The sequence below is a fragment of the Enterobacter sp. EC_64 genome, from assembly GCF_019584165.1.
Lineage (GTDB): Bacteria > Pseudomonadota > Gammaproteobacteria > Enterobacterales > Enterobacteriaceae > Enterobacter > Enterobacter roggenkampii.
The window spans coordinates 27,806-44,043 of record NZ_VDAS01000020.1 but is presented as its reverse complement, the minus strand read 5'-3'; the positions used below and the strand labels follow the sequence as shown (position 1 = coordinate 44,043).

Annotated in this window: 18 protein-coding genes; 7 read left to right on the top strand and 11 right to left on the bottom strand. The window is 56.5% G+C overall.

The annotated features are described in order from the left end of the window. The first annotated feature begins 25 nt into the window (after window positions 1-25). Window positions 26-685: an O-methyltransferase gene (locus FHC52_RS16200; protein WP_126288841.1), complete on the top strand. Its 660-nt coding sequence runs from the start codon at window positions 26-28 to the stop codon at window positions 683-685. An 82-nt stretch (window positions 686-767) separates the two neighbouring features. On the opposite strand, the gene hrpA is transcribed toward FHC52_RS16200, so the two are convergent. Next, window positions 768-4,670 (bottom strand): ATP-dependent RNA helicase HrpA, encoded by a 3,903-nt coding sequence (gene hrpA, locus FHC52_RS16195; protein WP_126288839.1) that lies wholly within the window; start codon window positions 4,668-4,670, stop codon window positions 768-770. A 205-nt stretch (window positions 4,671-4,875) separates the two neighbouring features. Here hrpA and azoR point away from each other — a divergent pair, with 205 nt between their 5' ends. Both azoR and FHC52_RS16185 read left to right on the top strand, forming a co-directional pair. Next, window positions 4,876-5,481, top strand: a complete 606-nt coding sequence (gene azoR, locus FHC52_RS16190) for an FMN-dependent NADH-azoreductase (RefSeq protein WP_220420145.1) — start codon at window positions 4,876-4,878, stop codon at window positions 5,479-5,481. A gap of 90 nt (window positions 5,482-5,571) precedes the next feature. After that, a complete protein-coding gene (locus FHC52_RS16185; protein WP_126288837.1) occupies window positions 5,572-6,258 on the top strand; it encodes an RluA family pseudouridine synthase in 687 nt (228 codons plus the stop codon). Window positions 6,259-6,265: 7 nt separating this feature from the next. Here FHC52_RS16185 and FHC52_RS16180 read toward each other — a convergent pair whose 3' ends face one another. The 4 genes from FHC52_RS16180 to FHC52_RS16170 form a co-directional block, all read right to left on the bottom strand. Then, entirely contained in the window at window positions 6,266-6,805 is a 540-nt protein-coding gene (locus FHC52_RS16180; protein ID WP_126288835.1) for a DUF2058 domain-containing protein, read from the bottom strand. 154 nt (window positions 6,806-6,959) lie between these two features. Then, window positions 6,960-7,451 (bottom strand): type VI secretion system tube protein Hcp, encoded by a 492-nt coding sequence (locus FHC52_RS16175; protein ID WP_023327413.1) that lies wholly within the window; start codon window positions 7,449-7,451, stop codon window positions 6,960-6,962. 1 nt (window position 7,452) lies between these two features. After that, a complete protein-coding gene (locus tag FHC52_RS23055; RefSeq protein ID WP_331282856.1) occupies window positions 7,453-7,791 on the bottom strand; it encodes a lipoprotein in 339 nt (112 codons plus the stop codon). Between the two features lie 14 nt (window positions 7,792-7,805). Further along, window positions 7,806-8,369 (bottom strand): type IV secretion protein Rhs, encoded by a 564-nt coding sequence (locus FHC52_RS16170; RefSeq protein WP_084832081.1) that lies wholly within the window; start codon window positions 8,367-8,369, stop codon window positions 7,806-7,808. A gap of 443 nt (window positions 8,370-8,812) precedes the next feature. Between FHC52_RS16170 and FHC52_RS16165 the strand changes: the two genes are divergently transcribed. Together FHC52_RS16165 and FHC52_RS16160 are read left to right on the top strand one after the other, a co-directional pair. Beyond that, entirely contained in the window at window positions 8,813-9,787 is a 975-nt protein-coding gene (locus FHC52_RS16165) for a DUF1852 domain-containing protein (protein WP_025911259.1), read from the top strand. A gap of 23 nt (window positions 9,788-9,810) precedes the next feature. Continuing rightward, the gene (locus FHC52_RS16160) at window positions 9,811-10,839 is read left to right on the top strand and encodes a methionine synthase (RefSeq protein WP_023327410.1); all 1,029 of its coding nucleotides are present in this window, start codon (window positions 9,811-9,813) and stop codon (window positions 10,837-10,839) included. Here the strand turns inward: FHC52_RS16160 and FHC52_RS16155 are convergent. Beyond that, window positions 10,814-11,776 carry a LysR family transcriptional regulator gene (locus tag FHC52_RS16155; protein ID WP_126288833.1) on the bottom strand — a complete coding sequence of 321 codons (963 nt, stop codon included), beginning with the start codon at window positions 11,774-11,776 and terminating at the stop codon, window positions 10,814-10,816. The genes FHC52_RS16160 and FHC52_RS16155 overlap by 26 nt on opposite strands. Window positions 11,777-11,871: 95 nt before the next feature. Here FHC52_RS16155 and FHC52_RS16150 point away from each other — a divergent pair, with 95 nt between their 5' ends. Together FHC52_RS16150 and FHC52_RS16145 are read left to right on the top strand one after the other, a co-directional pair. Then, window positions 11,872-12,306, top strand: a complete 435-nt coding sequence (locus tag FHC52_RS16150; RefSeq protein WP_023292486.1) for a DMT family transporter — start codon at window positions 11,872-11,874, stop codon at window positions 12,304-12,306. A gap of 4 nt (window positions 12,307-12,310) precedes the next feature. Then, a complete protein-coding gene (locus tag FHC52_RS16145) occupies window positions 12,311-12,769 on the top strand; it encodes a DMT family transporter (RefSeq protein WP_126288831.1) in 459 nt (152 codons plus the stop codon). Here FHC52_RS16145 and FHC52_RS16140 read toward each other — a convergent pair. The 5 genes from FHC52_RS16140 to FHC52_RS16120 are packed head-to-tail and all read right to left on the bottom strand — an operon-like array spanning window position 12,766 to window position 16,238. Continuing rightward, window positions 12,766-13,299 carry a DUF3833 domain-containing protein gene (locus tag FHC52_RS16140; RefSeq protein ID WP_126288829.1) on the bottom strand — a complete coding sequence of 178 codons (534 nt, stop codon included), beginning with the start codon at window positions 13,297-13,299 and terminating at the stop codon, window positions 12,766-12,768. The genes FHC52_RS16145 and FHC52_RS16140 overlap by 4 nt on opposite strands. Continuing rightward, window positions 13,296-13,820 carry a hypothetical protein gene (locus FHC52_RS16135; RefSeq protein WP_128299449.1) on the bottom strand — a complete coding sequence of 175 codons (525 nt, stop codon included), beginning with the start codon at window positions 13,818-13,820 and terminating at the stop codon, window positions 13,296-13,298. Before FHC52_RS16135 ends, FHC52_RS16140 begins: the two co-directional genes overlap by 4 nt. Beyond that, a complete protein-coding gene (locus tag FHC52_RS16130; RefSeq protein WP_008502325.1) occupies window positions 13,817-14,302 on the bottom strand; it encodes a DUF2878 domain-containing protein in 486 nt (161 codons plus the stop codon). The genes FHC52_RS16135 and FHC52_RS16130 overlap by 4 nt, the downstream gene beginning before the upstream one ends. Then, window positions 14,299-15,519 (bottom strand): cyclopropane-fatty-acyl-phospholipid synthase family protein, encoded by a 1,221-nt coding sequence (locus tag FHC52_RS16125; protein WP_023327405.1) that lies wholly within the window; start codon window positions 15,517-15,519, stop codon window positions 14,299-14,301. Before FHC52_RS16125 ends, FHC52_RS16130 begins: the two co-directional genes overlap by 4 nt. After that, window positions 15,516-16,238, bottom strand: coding sequence for a DUF1365 domain-containing protein (locus tag FHC52_RS16120; protein ID WP_008502327.1), 723 nt, complete (start codon window positions 16,236-16,238; stop codon window positions 15,516-15,518). Before FHC52_RS16120 ends, FHC52_RS16125 begins: the two co-directional genes overlap by 4 nt.

The following is a 16,238-nucleotide window of genomic DNA, read 5'->3' as shown; positions in this document are numbered from 1 at the left end:
GCGATTACCCCTCAGGAGACAATCTATGCAACAACAGTGGTCTGCAGTTGATAATTTCATGATTTCGTCACTTATTCCTGACGATGACGTACTGAATCAGGTGCTGGAAAACAACAAACGCGCCGGGCTGCCTGAACATGATGTCGCGGCCAATCAGGGGCAGCTGCTGGCGCTGTTCGTGCGCATGACGCAGGCAAGACGCATTCTTGAGATCGGGACGCTGGGTGCCTACAGCTCAATCTGGATGGCGCGCGCGCTGCCGCCGGACGGTAAGCTGATTACGCTCGAGGCCGATCCCACGCATGCCCGCGTTGCGCGCGAGAATATTCAGCTTGCGGGGTTAAACGAACGCATTGAATTAATTGAAGGCCCGGCGCTGAGCTCGCTGGAGAATTTCGGCGAGGTTCCGCCGTTCGACCTGATCTTTATTGATGCCGATAAGCCGAACAATCCCGGCTATCTGGAATGGGCGCTGCACTACTCCCGCCCCGGTACGGTAATTATCGGCGATAACGTGGTCCGTGATGGCGAAGTCATTAACGGTCAAAGCGACGACGCGCGCGTGCTGGGCGTGCAGCGTTTTATTGAAATGATGGGAGATAACCCGCGCTTAACCGCCACCGCGCTGCAAACGGTGGGGATTAAGGGATGGGATGGGTTTACGCTGGCGATTGTAGAACGATAACCAGCCGGGTGGCGGCTTTGCCTTACCCGGCCTACATTTCGCACTCGTAGGCCCGGTAAGCGCAGCGCCACCGGGCAAGGGTTTAACCGGAAATCTGCTCCATCGCCTGCAGAATACGCTTATCCGAAATCGGATACGGCGTACCGAGCTGCTGGGCAAAGAAGCTGACGCGCAGCTCCTCGATCATCCAGCGGATCGCCTGCACGTCTTCATCGTCGCGGCGCGCTGGCGGCAGCTTGTTCAGCCACTGCTGCCACGCCTGCTGCACGCTCTCCACTTTCAGCATCTGCGCGCGGTCGCGGTGCGGGTCGATAGCCATCTTCTCCAGCCGTTTTTCAACCGCCTGCAAATAGCGCAGCGTATCGCCAAGACGGCTAAAGCCGTTGCCGGTGACAAAGCCGCGGTAAACCAGCCCCGCCATCTGCGCCTTCACGTCCGACAGACCCAGCGCCATGGTCATATCCACGCGCCCTTTCAGACGCTTGTTGATGTTGAACACGGTGGTGAGGATCTGCTCGACCTGTTTGGCAATCTCCACCACGGTGTCGTTCAGCTCCGCGCGCACCTTTTCATGCAGCTGAGCAAAGCCCTCTTCCGTCCAGACCGGGCCGCCCGCCTCGTGAATGAGTTTGTCCACGCCGCAGGAGATGCAGTCGTCAATCAGATCCAGCACTTTGCCGTACGGGTTAAAGTAGAGACCCAGCTTGGCCTTGTTCGGCAGCTTCTCGTGCAGATACTTGATCGGCGACGGGATGTTGAGCAGCAGCAGGCGACGCAGCCCGCGCCACATCATCTGCTGCTGTTCCTGCGGGTTATCAAACAGTTTGATCGCCACGCTGTCGCGCTCGTCCACCAGCGCCGGCCAGGCTTTCACCTTATAGTTGCCGCGCTTCTGCTCGTAGCTTTCCGGAAGCTGGCCAAAGCTCCAGATATGCAGCCCGCTCTGCTCGATGCCGTCGTCGGCCACCGCAGAGAGCGTCTCCTGGACTTTGCCTTTCAGCGCCTCTTTCAGCTCGCTCAGAGAACGCCCTTCCAGCAGCTTTTTGTTTTTATCGTCCACCACGCGGAAGGTGATTTTCAGGTGATCGGGCACCTGATCCCAGTTCCAGTCGTCGCGGTCGATGGTGTTGCCGGTCATGCGGCGGAACTCGCGCTCCAGCGCGTCCAGCAGCGGCAGCTCCAGCGGCGTGACGCGGCCCAAAAACGCTTCCGCGTAGTTTGGCGCAGGCACAAAGTTGCGGCGCACCGGTTTCGGCAGGGATTTGATCAGCGCAATCACCAGCTCGCGGCGCAGGCCGAGGATTTGCCACTCGAAACCGCTCTCGTCGACCTGGTTTAACAGCGGCAGCGGAATGTGCACCGTCACACCATCGGCATCCGCGCCCGGCTCAAACTGATAGGTCAGACGCAGCTTGAGGTTGCCCTGATGCCAGAAGTTCGGGTAGTCGAGCTTGCTGACCGACTCCGCCCCCTCTTTAATCAGCATGCTCTTTTCGAAGTTGAGCAGGTCCGGCGTCTCTTTGCTGGCCTTCTTCCACCAGCTGTCGAAGTGGCGGGCGGAAATCACATCGTGGCTGATGCGCTGGTCGTAAAACTCGAACAGCGCTTCATCGTCCACCAGAATGTCGCGGCGGCGGGACTTGTGCTCAAGTTCCTCCACTTCCGCGCGCAGCTTCAGGTTTTCGCGGAAGAAGGCGTGGCGCGTCTGCCAGTCTCCCTCCACCAGCGCGTGACGGATAAACAGCTCGCGGCTGAGCGCCGGATCGATCTGGCTGTAGTTGACCTTGCGCGCGGCGACCACCGGCAGGCCGTAAACGGTCACTTTTTCGGTCGCCATCACCGCGCCCTGCGCGCGCTCCCAGTGCGGTTCACTGTACGAGCGCTTAAGCAAATGCTGCGCCACCGGCTCCACCCATTCCGGATCGATACGGGCGGCAATGCGTCCCCACAGGCGGCTGGTTTCCACCAGCTCGGCAACCATGGTCCACTTCGGCGGCTTCTTGAACAGGCCAGAACCCGGGAAGATGGCGAAACGGGCGTTGCGCGCGCCGGTATACTCCTGCTTCTCGGCGTCCTTCATCCCAATGTGGGACAGCAGGCCGGTCAGCAGCGCGATATGGATTTCGCGGTACTCCGCCGGTTCGCTGTTCACCGGAATGCCCAGCTCTTTCACCACCTGGCGAAGCTGGGTATAGATATCCTGCCACTCGCGCACGCGCAGGTAGTTGAGGAAATCCACCCGGCACTGGCGGCGGAACTGGTTCGAAGAGAGCGCCTTCTGCTGCTCGCCGAGGTAGTTCCACAGGTTCACGAAGGCGAGGAAATCGGACTCTTTGTCGTGGAAGCGACGGTGCTTTTCGTCCGAGGCCTGCTGTTTGTCCATCGGACGCTCGCGCGGATCCTGAATGGAGAGCGCCGAGGTAATGATCATCGCCTCGCGCACGCAGCCGTGCTTTTGCGCTTCCAGCACCATACGCGCCAGGCGCGGGTCGACCGGGAGCTGGCTGAGCTGGCGGCCCAGCGGCGTCAGCTTATAGACCGTCGCCTGCTCGTCGGTGGTAATCGCCCCGAGCTCTTCCAGAAGACGCACGCCGTCCTGAATGTTGCGCTTATCCGGCGCTTCGACGAACGGAAACGCCGCGATGTCGCCCAGCCCCAGGGCGGTCATTTGCAGGATAACGGACGCCAGATTGGTGCGCAGAATTTCCGGGTCGGTGAACTCCGGGCGCGACAGGAAATCGTCTTCGGAATAGAGACGAATACAGATCCCTTCCGACACGCGGCCGCAGCGGCCTTTACGCTGGTTGGCCGATGCCTGAGAGACCGGCTCAATCGGCAGCCGCTGGACCTTGGTGCGGTAGCTGTAGCGGCTGATGCGCGCCGTGCCCGGGTCGATCACGTATTTGATGCCCGGCACGGTCAGCGAGGTTTCCGCCACGTTGGTCGCCAGGACGATGCGGCGTCCGCTGTGCGGCTGGAAGACGCGGTTCTGTTCGCTGTTGGACAGGCGGGCATACAGCGGCAGGATCTCGGTGTGGCGCAGGTCGCGCTTGCTGAGCGCATCGGCAGTATCGCGGATTTCGCGTTCGCCGCTCATGAAGATCAGGATGTCGCCCGCGCTTTCGTTACCCAGCTCGTCAACGGCGTCGAAGATGGCCTGCAGCTGGTCGCGCTCGGTATCATCCGCCTCTTCCACAATCGGGCGATAGCGCACTTCAACCGGATACGTCCGTCCAGACACCTCAATAATCGGCGCATTGTTGAAGTGCTTCGAGAAGCGTTCCGGGTCGATGGTCGCGGAGGTAATGATAACTTTCAGATCCGGGCGACGCGGCAGCAGCTCTTTCAGGTAGCCGAGCAGGAAGTCGATGTTCAGGCTGCGCTCGTGCGCTTCGTCAATGATGATGGTGTCGTACTGCATCAGCAGGCGATCCTGCTGAATTTCCGCCAGCAGAATACCGTCGGTCATCAGCTTGACCATGGTGTTATCGCTCACGTGGTCGCTGAAGCGCACCTTGTAGCCGATGCAGCCGCCCGGCTCCGTTTGCAGCTCTTCGGCAATACGGTTGGCAACGGTGCGCGCCGCCAGACGACGCGGCTGGGTATGGCCAATCAGGCCTTTTATCCCGCGGCCCAGCTCCATACAGATTTTCGGCAGCTGGGTGGTTTTCCCCGAACCGGTTTCACCCGCGACAATCACCACCTGGTGGTCGCGTACGGCCTCAAGAATGTCCTGTTTCTTCTGGCTGACGGGCAGGTTTTCCGGGTAGGTAATCGCCGGGCGCGCAGCTTCGCGCAGCACAACCTTCCCTGCAGCCTGTTCAATCTCTTTCGCCATCTCCTGGTAAATGGCCTGTTGAGCATCAGGATTTTTAACCTTCTTGACGCCGTGCAGACGGCGGGCGAAGCGCTGTTTGTCGCGCAGCGTCAGAGAATCGAGCTGTTGCAGGAGCATCGGGAAGGTGAATTTTTGTTGATCTGTCATAGCGTTAAAGGGCAGTACACGCCCTGATAAACTCTCTTTTTAATGATTGCTATAGAGTACCACACTGACGCCTTTCGTGCCTTATTCAAAAAATTCGAACATAGGCTTCGATATATTGCGCTATCTCTGTGGCAGGATTGTGAATAGAGTGTCAACAAGCAACGGGGCAACCCCCTTCAATCAAATGCAACAACAGGAATCACCCATGAGCAAAGTATTAGTTTTGAAATCCAGTATTCTGGCAGGGTACTCTCAGTCTGGTCAGCTGTCTGATTACTTCGTTGAACAGTGGCGTGAACAGCATTCTGCTGACGAAATCACCGTGCGTGACCTGGCTGCAAACCCCATTCCTGTGCTCGATGGCGAGCTGGTTGGCGCGCTGCGCCCAAGCGATGCGCCGCTGAGCCCGCGTCAGCAGGAAGCGCTGGCCCTGTCCGACGAGCTGATTGCTGAGCTGCAGGCGCATGACGTCATCGTCATCAACGCCCCAATGTACAACTTCACCATCCCAACCCAGCTGAAGAACTACTTCGACCTGGTGGCGCGTGCTGGCGTAACCTTCCGTTACACCGAGAACGGCCCTGAAGGTCTGGTAAAAGGCAAACGCGCTATCGTGCTGACCAGCCGCGGCGGTATCCATAAAGATACCCCAACCGACCTGGTTGCGCCGTACCTGAGCCTGTTCCTGGGCTTCATCGGCATCACTGACGTGAACTTCGTGTTCGCGGAAGGCATCGCTTACGGTCCGGAAGTGGCGACCAAAGCGCAGACCGACGCAAAAGCCGCCATCGACAGCCTGGTAGCCGCGTAAGATTTCCCCCTCTCACCGCCCGGTGGGAGGGTTTTTCTTTTCTCCCGCATTTCGTTATCATCCGCTCCCACTCTCCAGCCGGGCGGCCTGATGTCTGCGATCATTGATTCTTTTATTGTTCCACCGTGTCACGATGACATTCAGATCCTCTGGCAGGATGAACATCTGCTGCTGATCGACAAGCCTTCCGGCCTGCTCAGCCTCTCGGGCAAAAATCCGCAAAACCTTGATTCCGTCCATTATCGTCTGGTTCAGACGTTCCCGGGCTGCACGCTGGTGCACCGTCTGGATTTTGGCACGTCCGGGCTGATGGTGGTTGCGCGCAATAAGGCCATCAACGCGGCGCTGTGCCAGCAGTTCAGCCAGCGCAGCGTGGAGAAAGTCTACAGCGCCCTGCTTTGCGGCCACGTGGAAAATGATGAAGGGGTTATTGATGCGCCGATTGCCAAAGACCCGGCGCTGTTTCCGCTGATGTCGATCTGCGCCACCACCGGTAAACCCGCCCGCTCCCGCTACCAGGTCGTGGAACGGTTTTATCAGGGGGCGGGATTACCGTTAACGCGGGTGAAACTGATCCCGGAGACCGGGCGAACCCATCAGCTGCGTATTCACTGCCAGCAGCTGGGACACCCGATTCTGGGTTGCGACCTGTATGGCGGTCTTGATGCGCCGGGCGCTGAAGACGCGCCCCGGCTGATGCTGCATGCCAGCGAGCTGAATTTTATTCATCCCGTGAGCGGCGAGCCGGTTAACGCCCGCCACGCCGCCCCGTTCTGAATGTGGTTTACCACATCAAATCGTCAGGGATTTTGAAGTCCGCGTACGGATCGTCTTCGTCCTGCTCTTCCTGACTGAGCGCGCTGTTTAACACGATGCTGTCGGCATCGCGCTGGGCAATTTTATCGGCCACTACCGCCGGGATAATCGCGTATTCACAGTCGCCGCTGGCGTTGATGACCAAGCGGGCAATCGCCAGACGGCCGTTGATCAGCTGAGCCTGGGTTTGCTTGTCCACCTCGATTTTTTTGATCAGATTACGGTCGGTGAAGTTAAAGGTAATGTTGCCCCTTGAGACGGTGATGCGGTTCATCTCGATCAGCTGCTTCACCTGCGCCTTAAACTCTTTCGCCAGCACGGCCTGCTTCTGCTGCTCGCTCAGCAGCTTGTCACGCTCGATCTGCGCCTTCTTGTTCTCTTCTACCGCTTCCCGAGCCTCACGCGCCTGAACGCGTGATTTCTTTGCCGTGCGCTGCACTTTCGCCGCTTTCTTGCTGCTGACGAGGCCCGCTTTCAGCATCTGCTCTTGTAAGGTGAGTTTTGTCATGATTATTTCTAAACCGGTTGGAAATTTTGGGGATTATAGCGGGAATTGCGGAAAGAGTGCGACATTAGCAGATGAAGCGTTACACATCCTGGCTGGGCGCCATATATCGCATCCAGGATCCTGATTGATAAAGATTAGCAGTAAAATCGTGACACTACGGTTTTTGTAATGCTGGTTTTGACCACGCATCACCATACTTAATCATGCCATCCAGGTAGTGCCATTCAATACTGTTGAAGCGTAACTTCAGGGTCTCGACCATGTTATGATGATTTGAACCAGGTATATATGTGTGATTGGCATTCACTGACATGATGACAACACTCTCCATAGATATCCGATAAACTTCACGTTCAATCCCTGCATCGTTTGTCTCATAGTAGCGAATGACCGCTTTTTGCAGACGTCTCCCGTCGCAAACATACACTGCGAACAGGGGTGAAAGTTTATCCAGCTGTTTGTGTATGATAAAAGGTTCGTGTTGTCTGGTACCCCCCATTCTACCGGTATGAGGATCGACTGGCTGGCTAATGCCGTAGCTGCTGCTCATGACTTCAACCGCACCCTCTCGACCTAACGCGAGACATTCTCCTTTTAACTGCATTCCGTTTTCATCATAAAGAAACAGGTATGCGGGTAATGACATGCTACTTTCTCCCTAAGTCGAGTATATTGCCTTGGTTATCGATTATAAAAGTATAATAAAAATTCTTTTTATTTAACGTATAATGTGCCCCATAGACAGTACCTTTAGTTAAGTTCACGTTAAAACATGTGTTCGGATATGATAATGCTAAAAAGTCTCCCTTTAATAACTCAGAATAATCTTTGCCGTTTGATGCCAGTACATAACGACTAAGGATATCTTTTTTATCGACTGTAAAGCATACCAGACCATCATAAACGTAGATAGATTGTCTTTCCCCAGACGCAGCGCCTTCTTTTCCTTTACCCGGACACCCCGTCAGAAAAATGGCAGACAGCAACAGTGATATATATCTCAACCGGGAAACCCCTCTAAAATACGTTCATACTTTTTAATCAATATCGTTACTGGTTCAGCAGGATCATAGTTTCTATAATCAAAGAGATGACTATTACCCCAAAAACCATAGCTTTTTAATAACCAGTAATCACTGACAATCGAAGCTTGTTGCTCTAGTCCGTACTCCAGTAAGTTAGTCTTATCAAGACTGTACGTATAATCAGCAGCCCAGGAGAAAGCACCACGCATACGCACCCACATACCACGTTGATGCTGCCAGACATGCATCATTTCATGCATAAAAAGATGTTGAGCATCAGTCACTGGGTGGCTAACAGGCATAGAAAAGTCATGTTCATATTTTTCAGACCTGAACCACATTTCTCCATCAGGACTCATTGCCTGGCCAGGGTTTTGAAGATTAAAAGGCAGATAACTTTCAAGGTGAATCCATACTTTATGATAGTAAATACTATACCCAAAGAGCGAACTCGCTAAATTTATTTCTCCAAGCCTGAGGCGTCGAAGTCCCCCTTCGCGAATCACTGGCCAACTGATGGAGTTTGGATAGTACACAATGGTATCCTCAGAATTTTACTCGTCGGGCAAATGCTACACGCTTAAATAGTTATGAGATAGCAAGAAATCATGTTTAAGATCGCAAAATAAATAAAACCACAAACAACTCAACATTGCTGACAATACATATAAAATTCACACCAAAAATATTTCTATAAAATTAAATAAGCAACATCAATTAATCGTAACTGCGGGGTTAATAGATTGCTTTCTTTCAGATGCATAATTACGGTGTAATACACCATATTTTCCGTATTAGCCTTTACAGCAATGCGTAAAACTTTTTAAACAGTCGCCACCCGCGCTACTCTTCTTTTCGTATCTAAACATGAAAATGCCTCATGTTGCATTGAAATTAAGTCACTTCCCCTGCGCCACGGGCTCAGGCATAAATTATGCATTGGTAACTTCTTAGCAACATGAACTTAGGATGCATAACCACAATGAGCAAAGCTTTCACATATACCCTTAAGCGCAGTTGCTTCGATGAGAATTACAACCCGTCAGAAAATACGCGTACGACCACCAACTTCGCCAACCTGGCGCGCGGGGAAAAACGTCAGGAGAATCTGCGCAATACCCTGGTGATGATCAACAACCGCTTTAACGCCTTAGCGCGCTGGGATAACCCAAATGCCGATCGCTATGCTGTTGAACTTGAAATCATCTCTGTCGATTTGAATATTGGCGCGGAAAAGCCGTTCCCGGCCATTGAGATACTGCAAACCACCATTGTCGACAAGAAAAACAACCAGCGTATCCCTGGCATCGTCGGGAATAACTTCTCGTCTTACGTGCGGGATTATGATTTCAGCGTGCTGCTGCTGGAGCACAACAAGAACCAGCAGCATTTCAGCATTCCGGAAAAATTTGGCGAACTGCACGGCAATATCTTCCGCCATTTTGTGAATTCACCTGAATACAAAGAGAACTTCACAAAAGGACCGGTGATTTGCCTGAGCGTCTCCAGCAAAGATACCTATCGCCGCACCGGTAACCAGCACCCCGTGCTGGGCGTTGAGTACCAGCCGGATGGCGAATCGCTTACGGAGCAGTACTTCGCGAAGATGGGCCTGAGCGTGCGCTACTTCATGCCGGAACACAGCGTGGCGCCGTTCGCGTTCTTCTTTACCGGGGATTTGCTGAGTGATTACACCGACCTCGAACTGATCGCCACCATCAGCACGATGGAGACGTTCCAGAAGATCTATCGCCCGGAAATTTATAACGCCAACTCGGCGGCGGGGCTGTGCTACCGACCGGATTTGAACCAGCAGGATCACTCCTTAACCAAAATTGTGTATGACCGGGAAGAGCGAAGCCGTCTGGCGATTGAACAGGGTCGGTTTACCGAAGAGTACTTTATTAAGCCTTACAAACACATTCTTGAGCAGTGGTCTGATAACTACACGCTTTAATACATTAAAAAAGGTCTTTTATTATGAAAACATTGCTCCCGACTTCAACGGCTGGCAGCCTGCCAAAGCCGACCTGGCTTGCGCAACCTGAGACGCTTTGGTCACCGTGGAAGTTACAGGATCAGGAACTGCTGGCAGGCAAGCAGGATGCGCTGCGCCTGTCTCTGGATGAGCAGATCCGCGCGGGAATCGATATCGTCAGCGACGGGGAACAGACCCGCCAGCACTTCGTCACCACCTTTATTGAACACCTGAGCGGCGTCGATTTTGAGAACCGCCAGACGGTGCGCATTCGTAACCGCTATGACGCCAGCGTGCCGACCGTGGTTTCCGCGGTTGCGCGTCAGAAACCGGTCTTCGTCGACGATGCAAAGTACCTGCGCCAGCTCACGGACAAGCCGATCAAATGGGCCCTGCCGGGGCCGATGACCATGATCGACACCCTGTATGACGCGCACTATAAAAGCCGCGAAAAGCTGGCCTGGGAATTCGCCAAAATCCTCAACCAGGAAGCGCGAGAGCTAGAGGCCGCAGGCGTGGACATTATCCAGTTCGATGAACCGGCGTTTAACGTCTTTTTTGATGAGGTCAACGACTGGGGCATCGCCGCGCTGGAGCGCGCCATTGAAGGGCTGAAGTGCGAAACCGCGGTCCACATCTGCTACGGCTACGGCATCAAGGCCAATACCGACTGGAAAAAGACACTCGGCTCGGAGTGGCGACAGTACGAAGAGGCCTTCCCTAAGCTGCAGACCTCTAACATCGACATCATCTCCCTGGAGTGCCACAACTCCCGCGTGCCGATGGATCTGCTGGAGCTGATCCGCGGTAAAAAAGTGATGGTTGGGGCGATCGACGTGGCAACCAACACGGTTGAAACGCCGGAGGAAGTGGCCGATACGCTGCGAAAAGCGCTGCAGTTTGTCGACGCCGACAAGCTGTACCCGTCAACCAACTGCGGCATGGCGCCCCTCTCCCGTCAGGTTGCCAACGGCAAGCTTAAAGCACTCAGCGCTGGCGCAGAAATTATCCGCCGGGAGCTTGGCGCGTAATCCCCTTACGCTGCCAGTACGGCGGCGTACCAAAGCGCTCGACGTAATAATCAATCACCGCCCTGACGTTCAGGGGCGGATGTCGGGCATCAGGGTAGATCGCCGCGATAGCCTGTTGTTCCGTAGTGATGGCGCACTCCAGCGCGGGCAGGAGCGGAATCAGCTCACCGCGCTGGAGCGGCTCGCTCACCAGCCAGTCCGGAAACAGCACAATCCCCATCCCGCAAAGCGCCGCAGCCAGCAACGCTTCCGCATTATTCGAGGTCATCAATGGCGTCACGGGATAGTGTGTCCACGCCTCGCCCGCCCTGCGCAACAGCCAGCGGTTAGGCCCTGACGATCCGCGATACACCAGGCAATGATGGCGGTTCAGATCGTCCGGCACTTCTGGCGCACCGTGTTTACGCACGTAGTCTGGCGACGCGGCCAGATGGTACACCTGCTGCCCAAACACCCGCGCGCGAAACGACGAGTCCGTCAGCACGCCAATGCGGAAGATAAGGTCTGCCGCATCCCGGTGGGGGTCGATAAAATCATCGGTCAGCGTCAGCTCTACGCTCAGGCGAGGATAGCGTGCCGACAGGCCGGGAAGTCCTGGGGCTATGTGCTTCTGGCCGAAAAACACCGGTCCGTTAATGCGGATCGCACCGGACGGCTCCACCGCACGCGCGTCCAGCTCCCGGCGCGCCTCTTCAAGATTCTCCGCCATCGACCGGGCGTAGCGAATAAACAGATGACCGCTTTCCGTGGGAATGACGGCCCGCGTATTGCGATAGAAAAGCTGCTGCCCGAGCGCATCCTCGAGCTGGTGGATCACGCGCGATATCTGCGAGGCCGATATCCCCTGCCGCCGCGCCACGACGGAGAAGTTCTGCGCTTCATACACGTCGATAAAGATCAGCAGCGCGCGGATGTTGATGTTGCTGGCGTCAATCATTAATGCATATCCTGCAAAGGTGTTTGCAGCATTATGGCATTTTTCTCATTGCACAACCCACGTAATCTTCTTCGCCTGAAAACGGAGGAAGAAGAATGCAGTTGGTTTTGATTTTACTGGTGATTGCTGGTGGGATGGGCCTCTCCGTCGAGGCGGGACTGCTGGGCCCCCTGGGGGGAAAAGTCGGGGATTTATGGGCGACGTTCAGCATTTTTGGCGTCGGCGCCGCGCTGACGTTTCTGCTGATGCTGTTTTTCAGCCCGCGCAACAGCCCGTCGTTTTTCGCACAGCCCGGCTGGCAGCTCCTCGGCGGGGTGCTGGGTCCGATCTACGTCGTCATACTGACGCTTGCCACGCCGACTATCGGCATCGCGCTGACGATGATTGGCATTCTGGCAGGTCAGGTTTTTAAAAGCCTGATCATTGACCACTTTGGCCTGCTGGGTACGCCGCACAGGAAGATAAACGCAAGACGCATCGTGGCGCTGGTTTTTATTATTGCCGCACTGGTACTGGTCGCAAAGGGGTAAACACATGACACTGATGATGATAATTCTGGCCATCTGCGGCGGCGCGACGCTGAGCATACAGGCCGCAATTAATGGGCAGCTCGGCAGCAGCGTGGGCGTTTTCAAGAGCGCGTTTCTAACGTTTTCCGTCGGCGCGCTGGTGACCGCCCTGCTCATTTTCTTCTTTGAGCCTAAGCAGGCGGTCACGCTGCTGGACGTGCCGAAATGGCAGCTCCTCGGGGCGATGTTTGGCGTGCCCTATATCGTGATAATGGTGCTCGCCGTCCAGCGGATCGGCACCGCTGTCGCCACGGTGGCGGTGATATTCGGCCAGCTCGGCATGAGTATGCTGATTGATAACTTTGGCTGGCTGGGCAATCCCGCCATTTCGTTTTCACCGAGCCGTCTGAGCGCGGTGGTATGCCTGGGGATTGCCCTGTACTTCATCTACTCCAGCAGCAAAACCGGCAGCGTCCGCGACTAAGCTGAGGTCTTACGGATAAAGAACAGCGTCACCGTGGCGACGGTGACGCCCAGTTTCTTCATCTCGGTTTTATTAAACAGATGGTTCTCATCCTGCAGGTACATCCAGTCGTCAAAGTTCAGTAGCCAGGTGCTGCCGTTGGCCTTCACGTTCATGCTGTAATGCCAGTTGAACGCGTTGCCTGCGGCCTGCCCCGTTGCTACCCCTTCAATATCCCCCGCCGTGCCTTCGTAGCGATCGTTCCCCACGCGCCGGATATGCCAGACCCGCTGCTGCTTCTCGCCGTCGTCGTAAACGAAGTGCTCGTTCAGCGTCAGCGTATCGCCGATAACGTCCCCGGCAATCTCAACGTGAAAGCGGCGGATCTGCTTGCCGCTGCGATCCTGTACCATCCCCCACGCTTCGGTTTTGCCCTGGAAGTAATGGAAGATATCCAGCCGCGGCTGCTGCTGGCGATACTCGGTCACCTCCGTGCTACAGCCTGCCAGCAGCATCGTCAATGCCAGCGCCATCATCAGGATACGTTTCATTTTTGGCCTCCGATTAACTGCTGACGCAGCTCAGGGTATTGCGTACGAGGGTCGAGCCAGATGGCCAGGAAGCGGGTGCTGAACGCTTCTGACTGACGCGGTCCGAGTGGAATAAAGGCTTTTTGCGCCGCTGACGCGCGATACCAGAACTGCCCCTGCCCGTCGTCGAGCACAAACGCCAGCTGTGCGCCCGGCTGGACATCCGGCCACAGAGAGCGGAGCATCTGTAACCAGGCTTCACTTCGGGGTTCCCGTTGCAGGATCCCCTGCGCCTGCCACTGGTCGCGGGTCGCCTCGACCAGCTCATCGCGATCGATATCGCGCGCATAGGTAATAATCAGCGCCTGATCCTGGTTCTCCCGACCGTAACGCCCGTCCGGCGTACGCAGCTGGGAGGTATAGACGGTGAACGGCCCCCAGGTGAGCGTGGCATCACCCACCTTCCGCCAGGCCAGCCAGTCGGCGGCCTGAGCAACAGGAACAACCAGCGTCAGACAAAGCAACAAAACCGCAGCTCTCATTTTTGTCTCCCCATCAGCAGGTGGAAAAACAGCATCAACACCAGCCAGCCCGGCGCCATCCAGCTGACGACGATAAAGGTCGGCTCCAGAAACGTGATGGCACCCAGCCGCTCGCCAATCAGGTACGCCACCGGCCCTCCCACGGCGGCCAGCAGGGTGAGCAGCCAGCCGGGCAACGTGGTGGTGCGCGTAAGCTGCGTCCAGACGGTGGCGAACATCAGCCATAATGCCACCATCCATAGCGGCATCAGGGCATCACCCGTGAAGGCGATCAGCCCCGTCAGCGCCCAGAGCGTATCCAGCAAACTGCCCGCCGCGGCCAGCCCAATGGCGTAAAAACGGTATACAGACGGCAAGAGCAGGCACGCCAGGATCGCCAGCCCGAGCCAGATAATCAGGCCCTGTTCGCGAAAGAGCACCACCAGCGCCCAGTAGAGATCGAACGCGACGGCCAGCAGGAAGACCTGAAGATATCGTCTCATACGCGCTCTGCGGTCAGCTGCACCACGCTGATGGTGCGGGCGTTAAACCCGGCTTCACAGTAGCCAAAGTAATAAAGCCACATGCGGCGGAACCGCTCATCAAAGCCGAGCTTTTCAATCTCCTGCCAGGCGTGGACAAAGCGCTGCCGCCAGTGCGCCAGCGTGCGGGCGTAGTCCGGCCCCATGTCGAAGAGATTGCGCACCACGAAATCGGTGTGGCGCGTCATCAGCTCGTTCATCGCGGTGATGCTCGGCAGGAAGCCGCCCGGGAAAATGTAGCGCTGAATAAAATCGACGCTTTTGCTGTAGTCGCGATAGCGCTGGTCCTGAATGGTGATGGCCTGAATCGCCATTCGTCCCCCCGGGCGCAGCCGCGCCTGACAGGTCCGGAAGAATGTAGGCAGATAGCGTTGGCCGACGGCTTCAATCATCTCTATTGAGACCAGCTTGTCGTACTGCCCGGTGAGGTCGCGATAGTCGCAGAGCAGCACCTCAACACGATCCTGCAACCCGGCGCGGGCGATCCGCTCGGTTGCCCAGACGTATTGCTCCTGCGACAGCGTGGTGGTCGTCACCCGACAGCCATAATGACGGGCCGCGTATTCCGCCATCGCCCCCCAGCCGGTGCCGATTTCCAGCAGGTGGTCGGCCTCGCTAAGCGCCAGCTGGTCGCACAGGCGCGCCATTTTGGCCTGCTGAGCCGTTGTGAGATCCTGCTCGTCTGCGGTAAAGAGCGCGCTGGAGTAAAGCAGTTCCCTGTCCAGAAAATGGGCATAGAAGGTGTTGCCCAGGTCGTAATGGGCGGCAATATTTTCACGCGCCTGCGCGCGGGAGTTACGCCGCGTCCAGTGGCGCAAACGCTCCAGCGGTCGGCCAAGCAGCCGGAACCCTTTCTCAAGACGGCCAAGCACCTCGCCGTTGAGGGCCAGGATTTGCAGAAGCGGCGTGAGCTGCGCGGTTTCCCATTCGCCGTCCATCCAGGCTTCAGCGGCGGCAAGGCTCCCGCCCGTTAAGACGCGCCAGTAGACGGCGGGCGTGAGGATCTGCACGTCGGCGTGCAGCGCGGAGGATGTCTCGCCAAAATGGAAGGTCTGCGCCCCTTCACGCAGGGTGAGCGAACCACCGCGGATGCCGCTTAACAGACGAAACAGCAGCCATCGCGCGAGGCGGACGTTGCGCGGGATATCGGGTTCTAACGCAAAGACGGGATCGGTCATGAGCGTTCACTCCTGCTGACGGGATGGTTATACAGCGGCACGCGCTTGAGCCACAGCCTCAGCGCCTGCCAGTAAATGGCGAAAACGGTTTTCAGGGTCATAAGCGGGATGCGCAGCAGCAGCGCGCGCAGTGCCGGACGGGTCAGCGGCTCCCGGCGCAGGGCGAGCGTGGCGTCGAACACCTTCGCTTCCTGATGATTTTCAATGTGCATATGCAGCGTGTTATCCGGATCGTTGAAGCGCCAGTGGTAGATCATGTCCATCGGGTTGAAGGGGGAAACGTGAAACGCTTTTTCCGTGGGCTGGGCATGTTGCCCGTCGACCGCGTAATAATGACGCTCGTTCCACGGCGTGTTGCGAACCTCCGCCAGTACCCAGCGCAGAGTCCCCTTCCCGTCATAGCAGTAGTAAAAGTTGACCGGGTTAAAATGAAACCCGAAATACCGCAACTGCGTCAGAAGCATGACCCGCCCGTCCGGCCGTTCCCCGGTCAGGCTCTCCAGCCTGCTGAGCACGTTCTCTTTGAGCGGCGTGCCGAGCGGATAGTCCGCGTCATGGAACGCGGCGGCGGCAAAGCGATTGCGGCGCACGCCGACGGACGCCAGCAGCGGCAGCTCATCAAGATCCAGCCAGGCCATAAAGACGCTGTAGCGAAATTCATGGGTTTTCGGCTGAAGGCGGCGGTGGCGCAATACGCCGTGATAGAGGCAGCTGTTCAT

What these genes read in the sequence shown, in the direction of transcription:
- FHC52_RS16160 (WP_023327410.1), top strand. Translation starts at nt 9,811, where the DNA reads ATGAAAACATTGCTCCCGACTTCAACGGCTGGCAGCCTGCCAAAGCCG.
- FHC52_RS16130 (WP_008502325.1), bottom strand. Translation starts at nt 14,302, where the DNA reads ATGAGACGATATCTTCAGGTCTTCCTGCTGGCCGTCGCGTTCGATCTC.
- FHC52_RS16125 (WP_023327405.1), bottom strand. Translation starts at nt 15,519, where the DNA reads ATGACCGATCCCGTCTTTGCGTTAGAACCCGATATCCCGCGCAACGTC.
- FHC52_RS16200 (WP_126288841.1), top strand. Translation starts at nt 26, where the DNA reads ATGCAACAACAGTGGTCTGCAGTTGATAATTTCATGATTTCGTCACTT.
- FHC52_RS16135 (WP_128299449.1), bottom strand. Translation starts at nt 13,820, where the DNA reads ATGAGAGCTGCGGTTTTGTTGCTTTGTCTGACGCTGGTTGTTCCTGTT.
- azoR (WP_220420145.1), top strand. Translation starts at nt 4,876, where the DNA reads ATGAGCAAAGTATTAGTTTTGAAATCCAGTATTCTGGCAGGGTACTCT.
- FHC52_RS16185 (WP_126288837.1), top strand. Translation starts at nt 5,572, where the DNA reads ATGTCTGCGATCATTGATTCTTTTATTGTTCCACCGTGTCACGATGAC.
- FHC52_RS16140 (WP_126288829.1), bottom strand. Translation starts at nt 13,299, where the DNA reads ATGAAACGTATCCTGATGATGGCGCTGGCATTGACGATGCTGCTGGCA.
- FHC52_RS16150 (WP_023292486.1), top strand. Translation starts at nt 11,872, where the DNA reads ATGCAGTTGGTTTTGATTTTACTGGTGATTGCTGGTGGGATGGGCCTC.
- FHC52_RS16155 (WP_126288833.1), bottom strand. Translation starts at nt 11,776, where the DNA reads ATGATTGACGCCAGCAACATCAACATCCGCGCGCTGCTGATCTTTATC.
- FHC52_RS16180 (WP_126288835.1), bottom strand. Translation starts at nt 6,805, where the DNA reads ATGACAAAACTCACCTTACAAGAGCAGATGCTGAAAGCGGGCCTCGTC.
- FHC52_RS16165 (WP_025911259.1), top strand. Translation starts at nt 8,813, where the DNA reads ATGAGCAAAGCTTTCACATATACCCTTAAGCGCAGTTGCTTCGATGAG.
- FHC52_RS16120 (WP_008502327.1), bottom strand. Translation starts at nt 16,238, where the DNA reads ATGAACAGCTGCCTCTATCACGGCGTATTGCGCCACCGCCGCCTTCAG.
- hrpA (WP_126288839.1), bottom strand. Translation starts at nt 4,670, where the DNA reads ATGACAGATCAACAAAAATTCACCTTCCCGATGCTCCTGCAACAGCTC.
- FHC52_RS16145 (WP_126288831.1), top strand. Translation starts at nt 12,311, where the DNA reads ATGACACTGATGATGATAATTCTGGCCATCTGCGGCGGCGCGACGCTG.
- FHC52_RS16175 (WP_023327413.1), bottom strand. Translation starts at nt 7,451, where the DNA reads ATGTCATTACCCGCATACCTGTTTCTTTATGATGAAAACGGAATGCAG.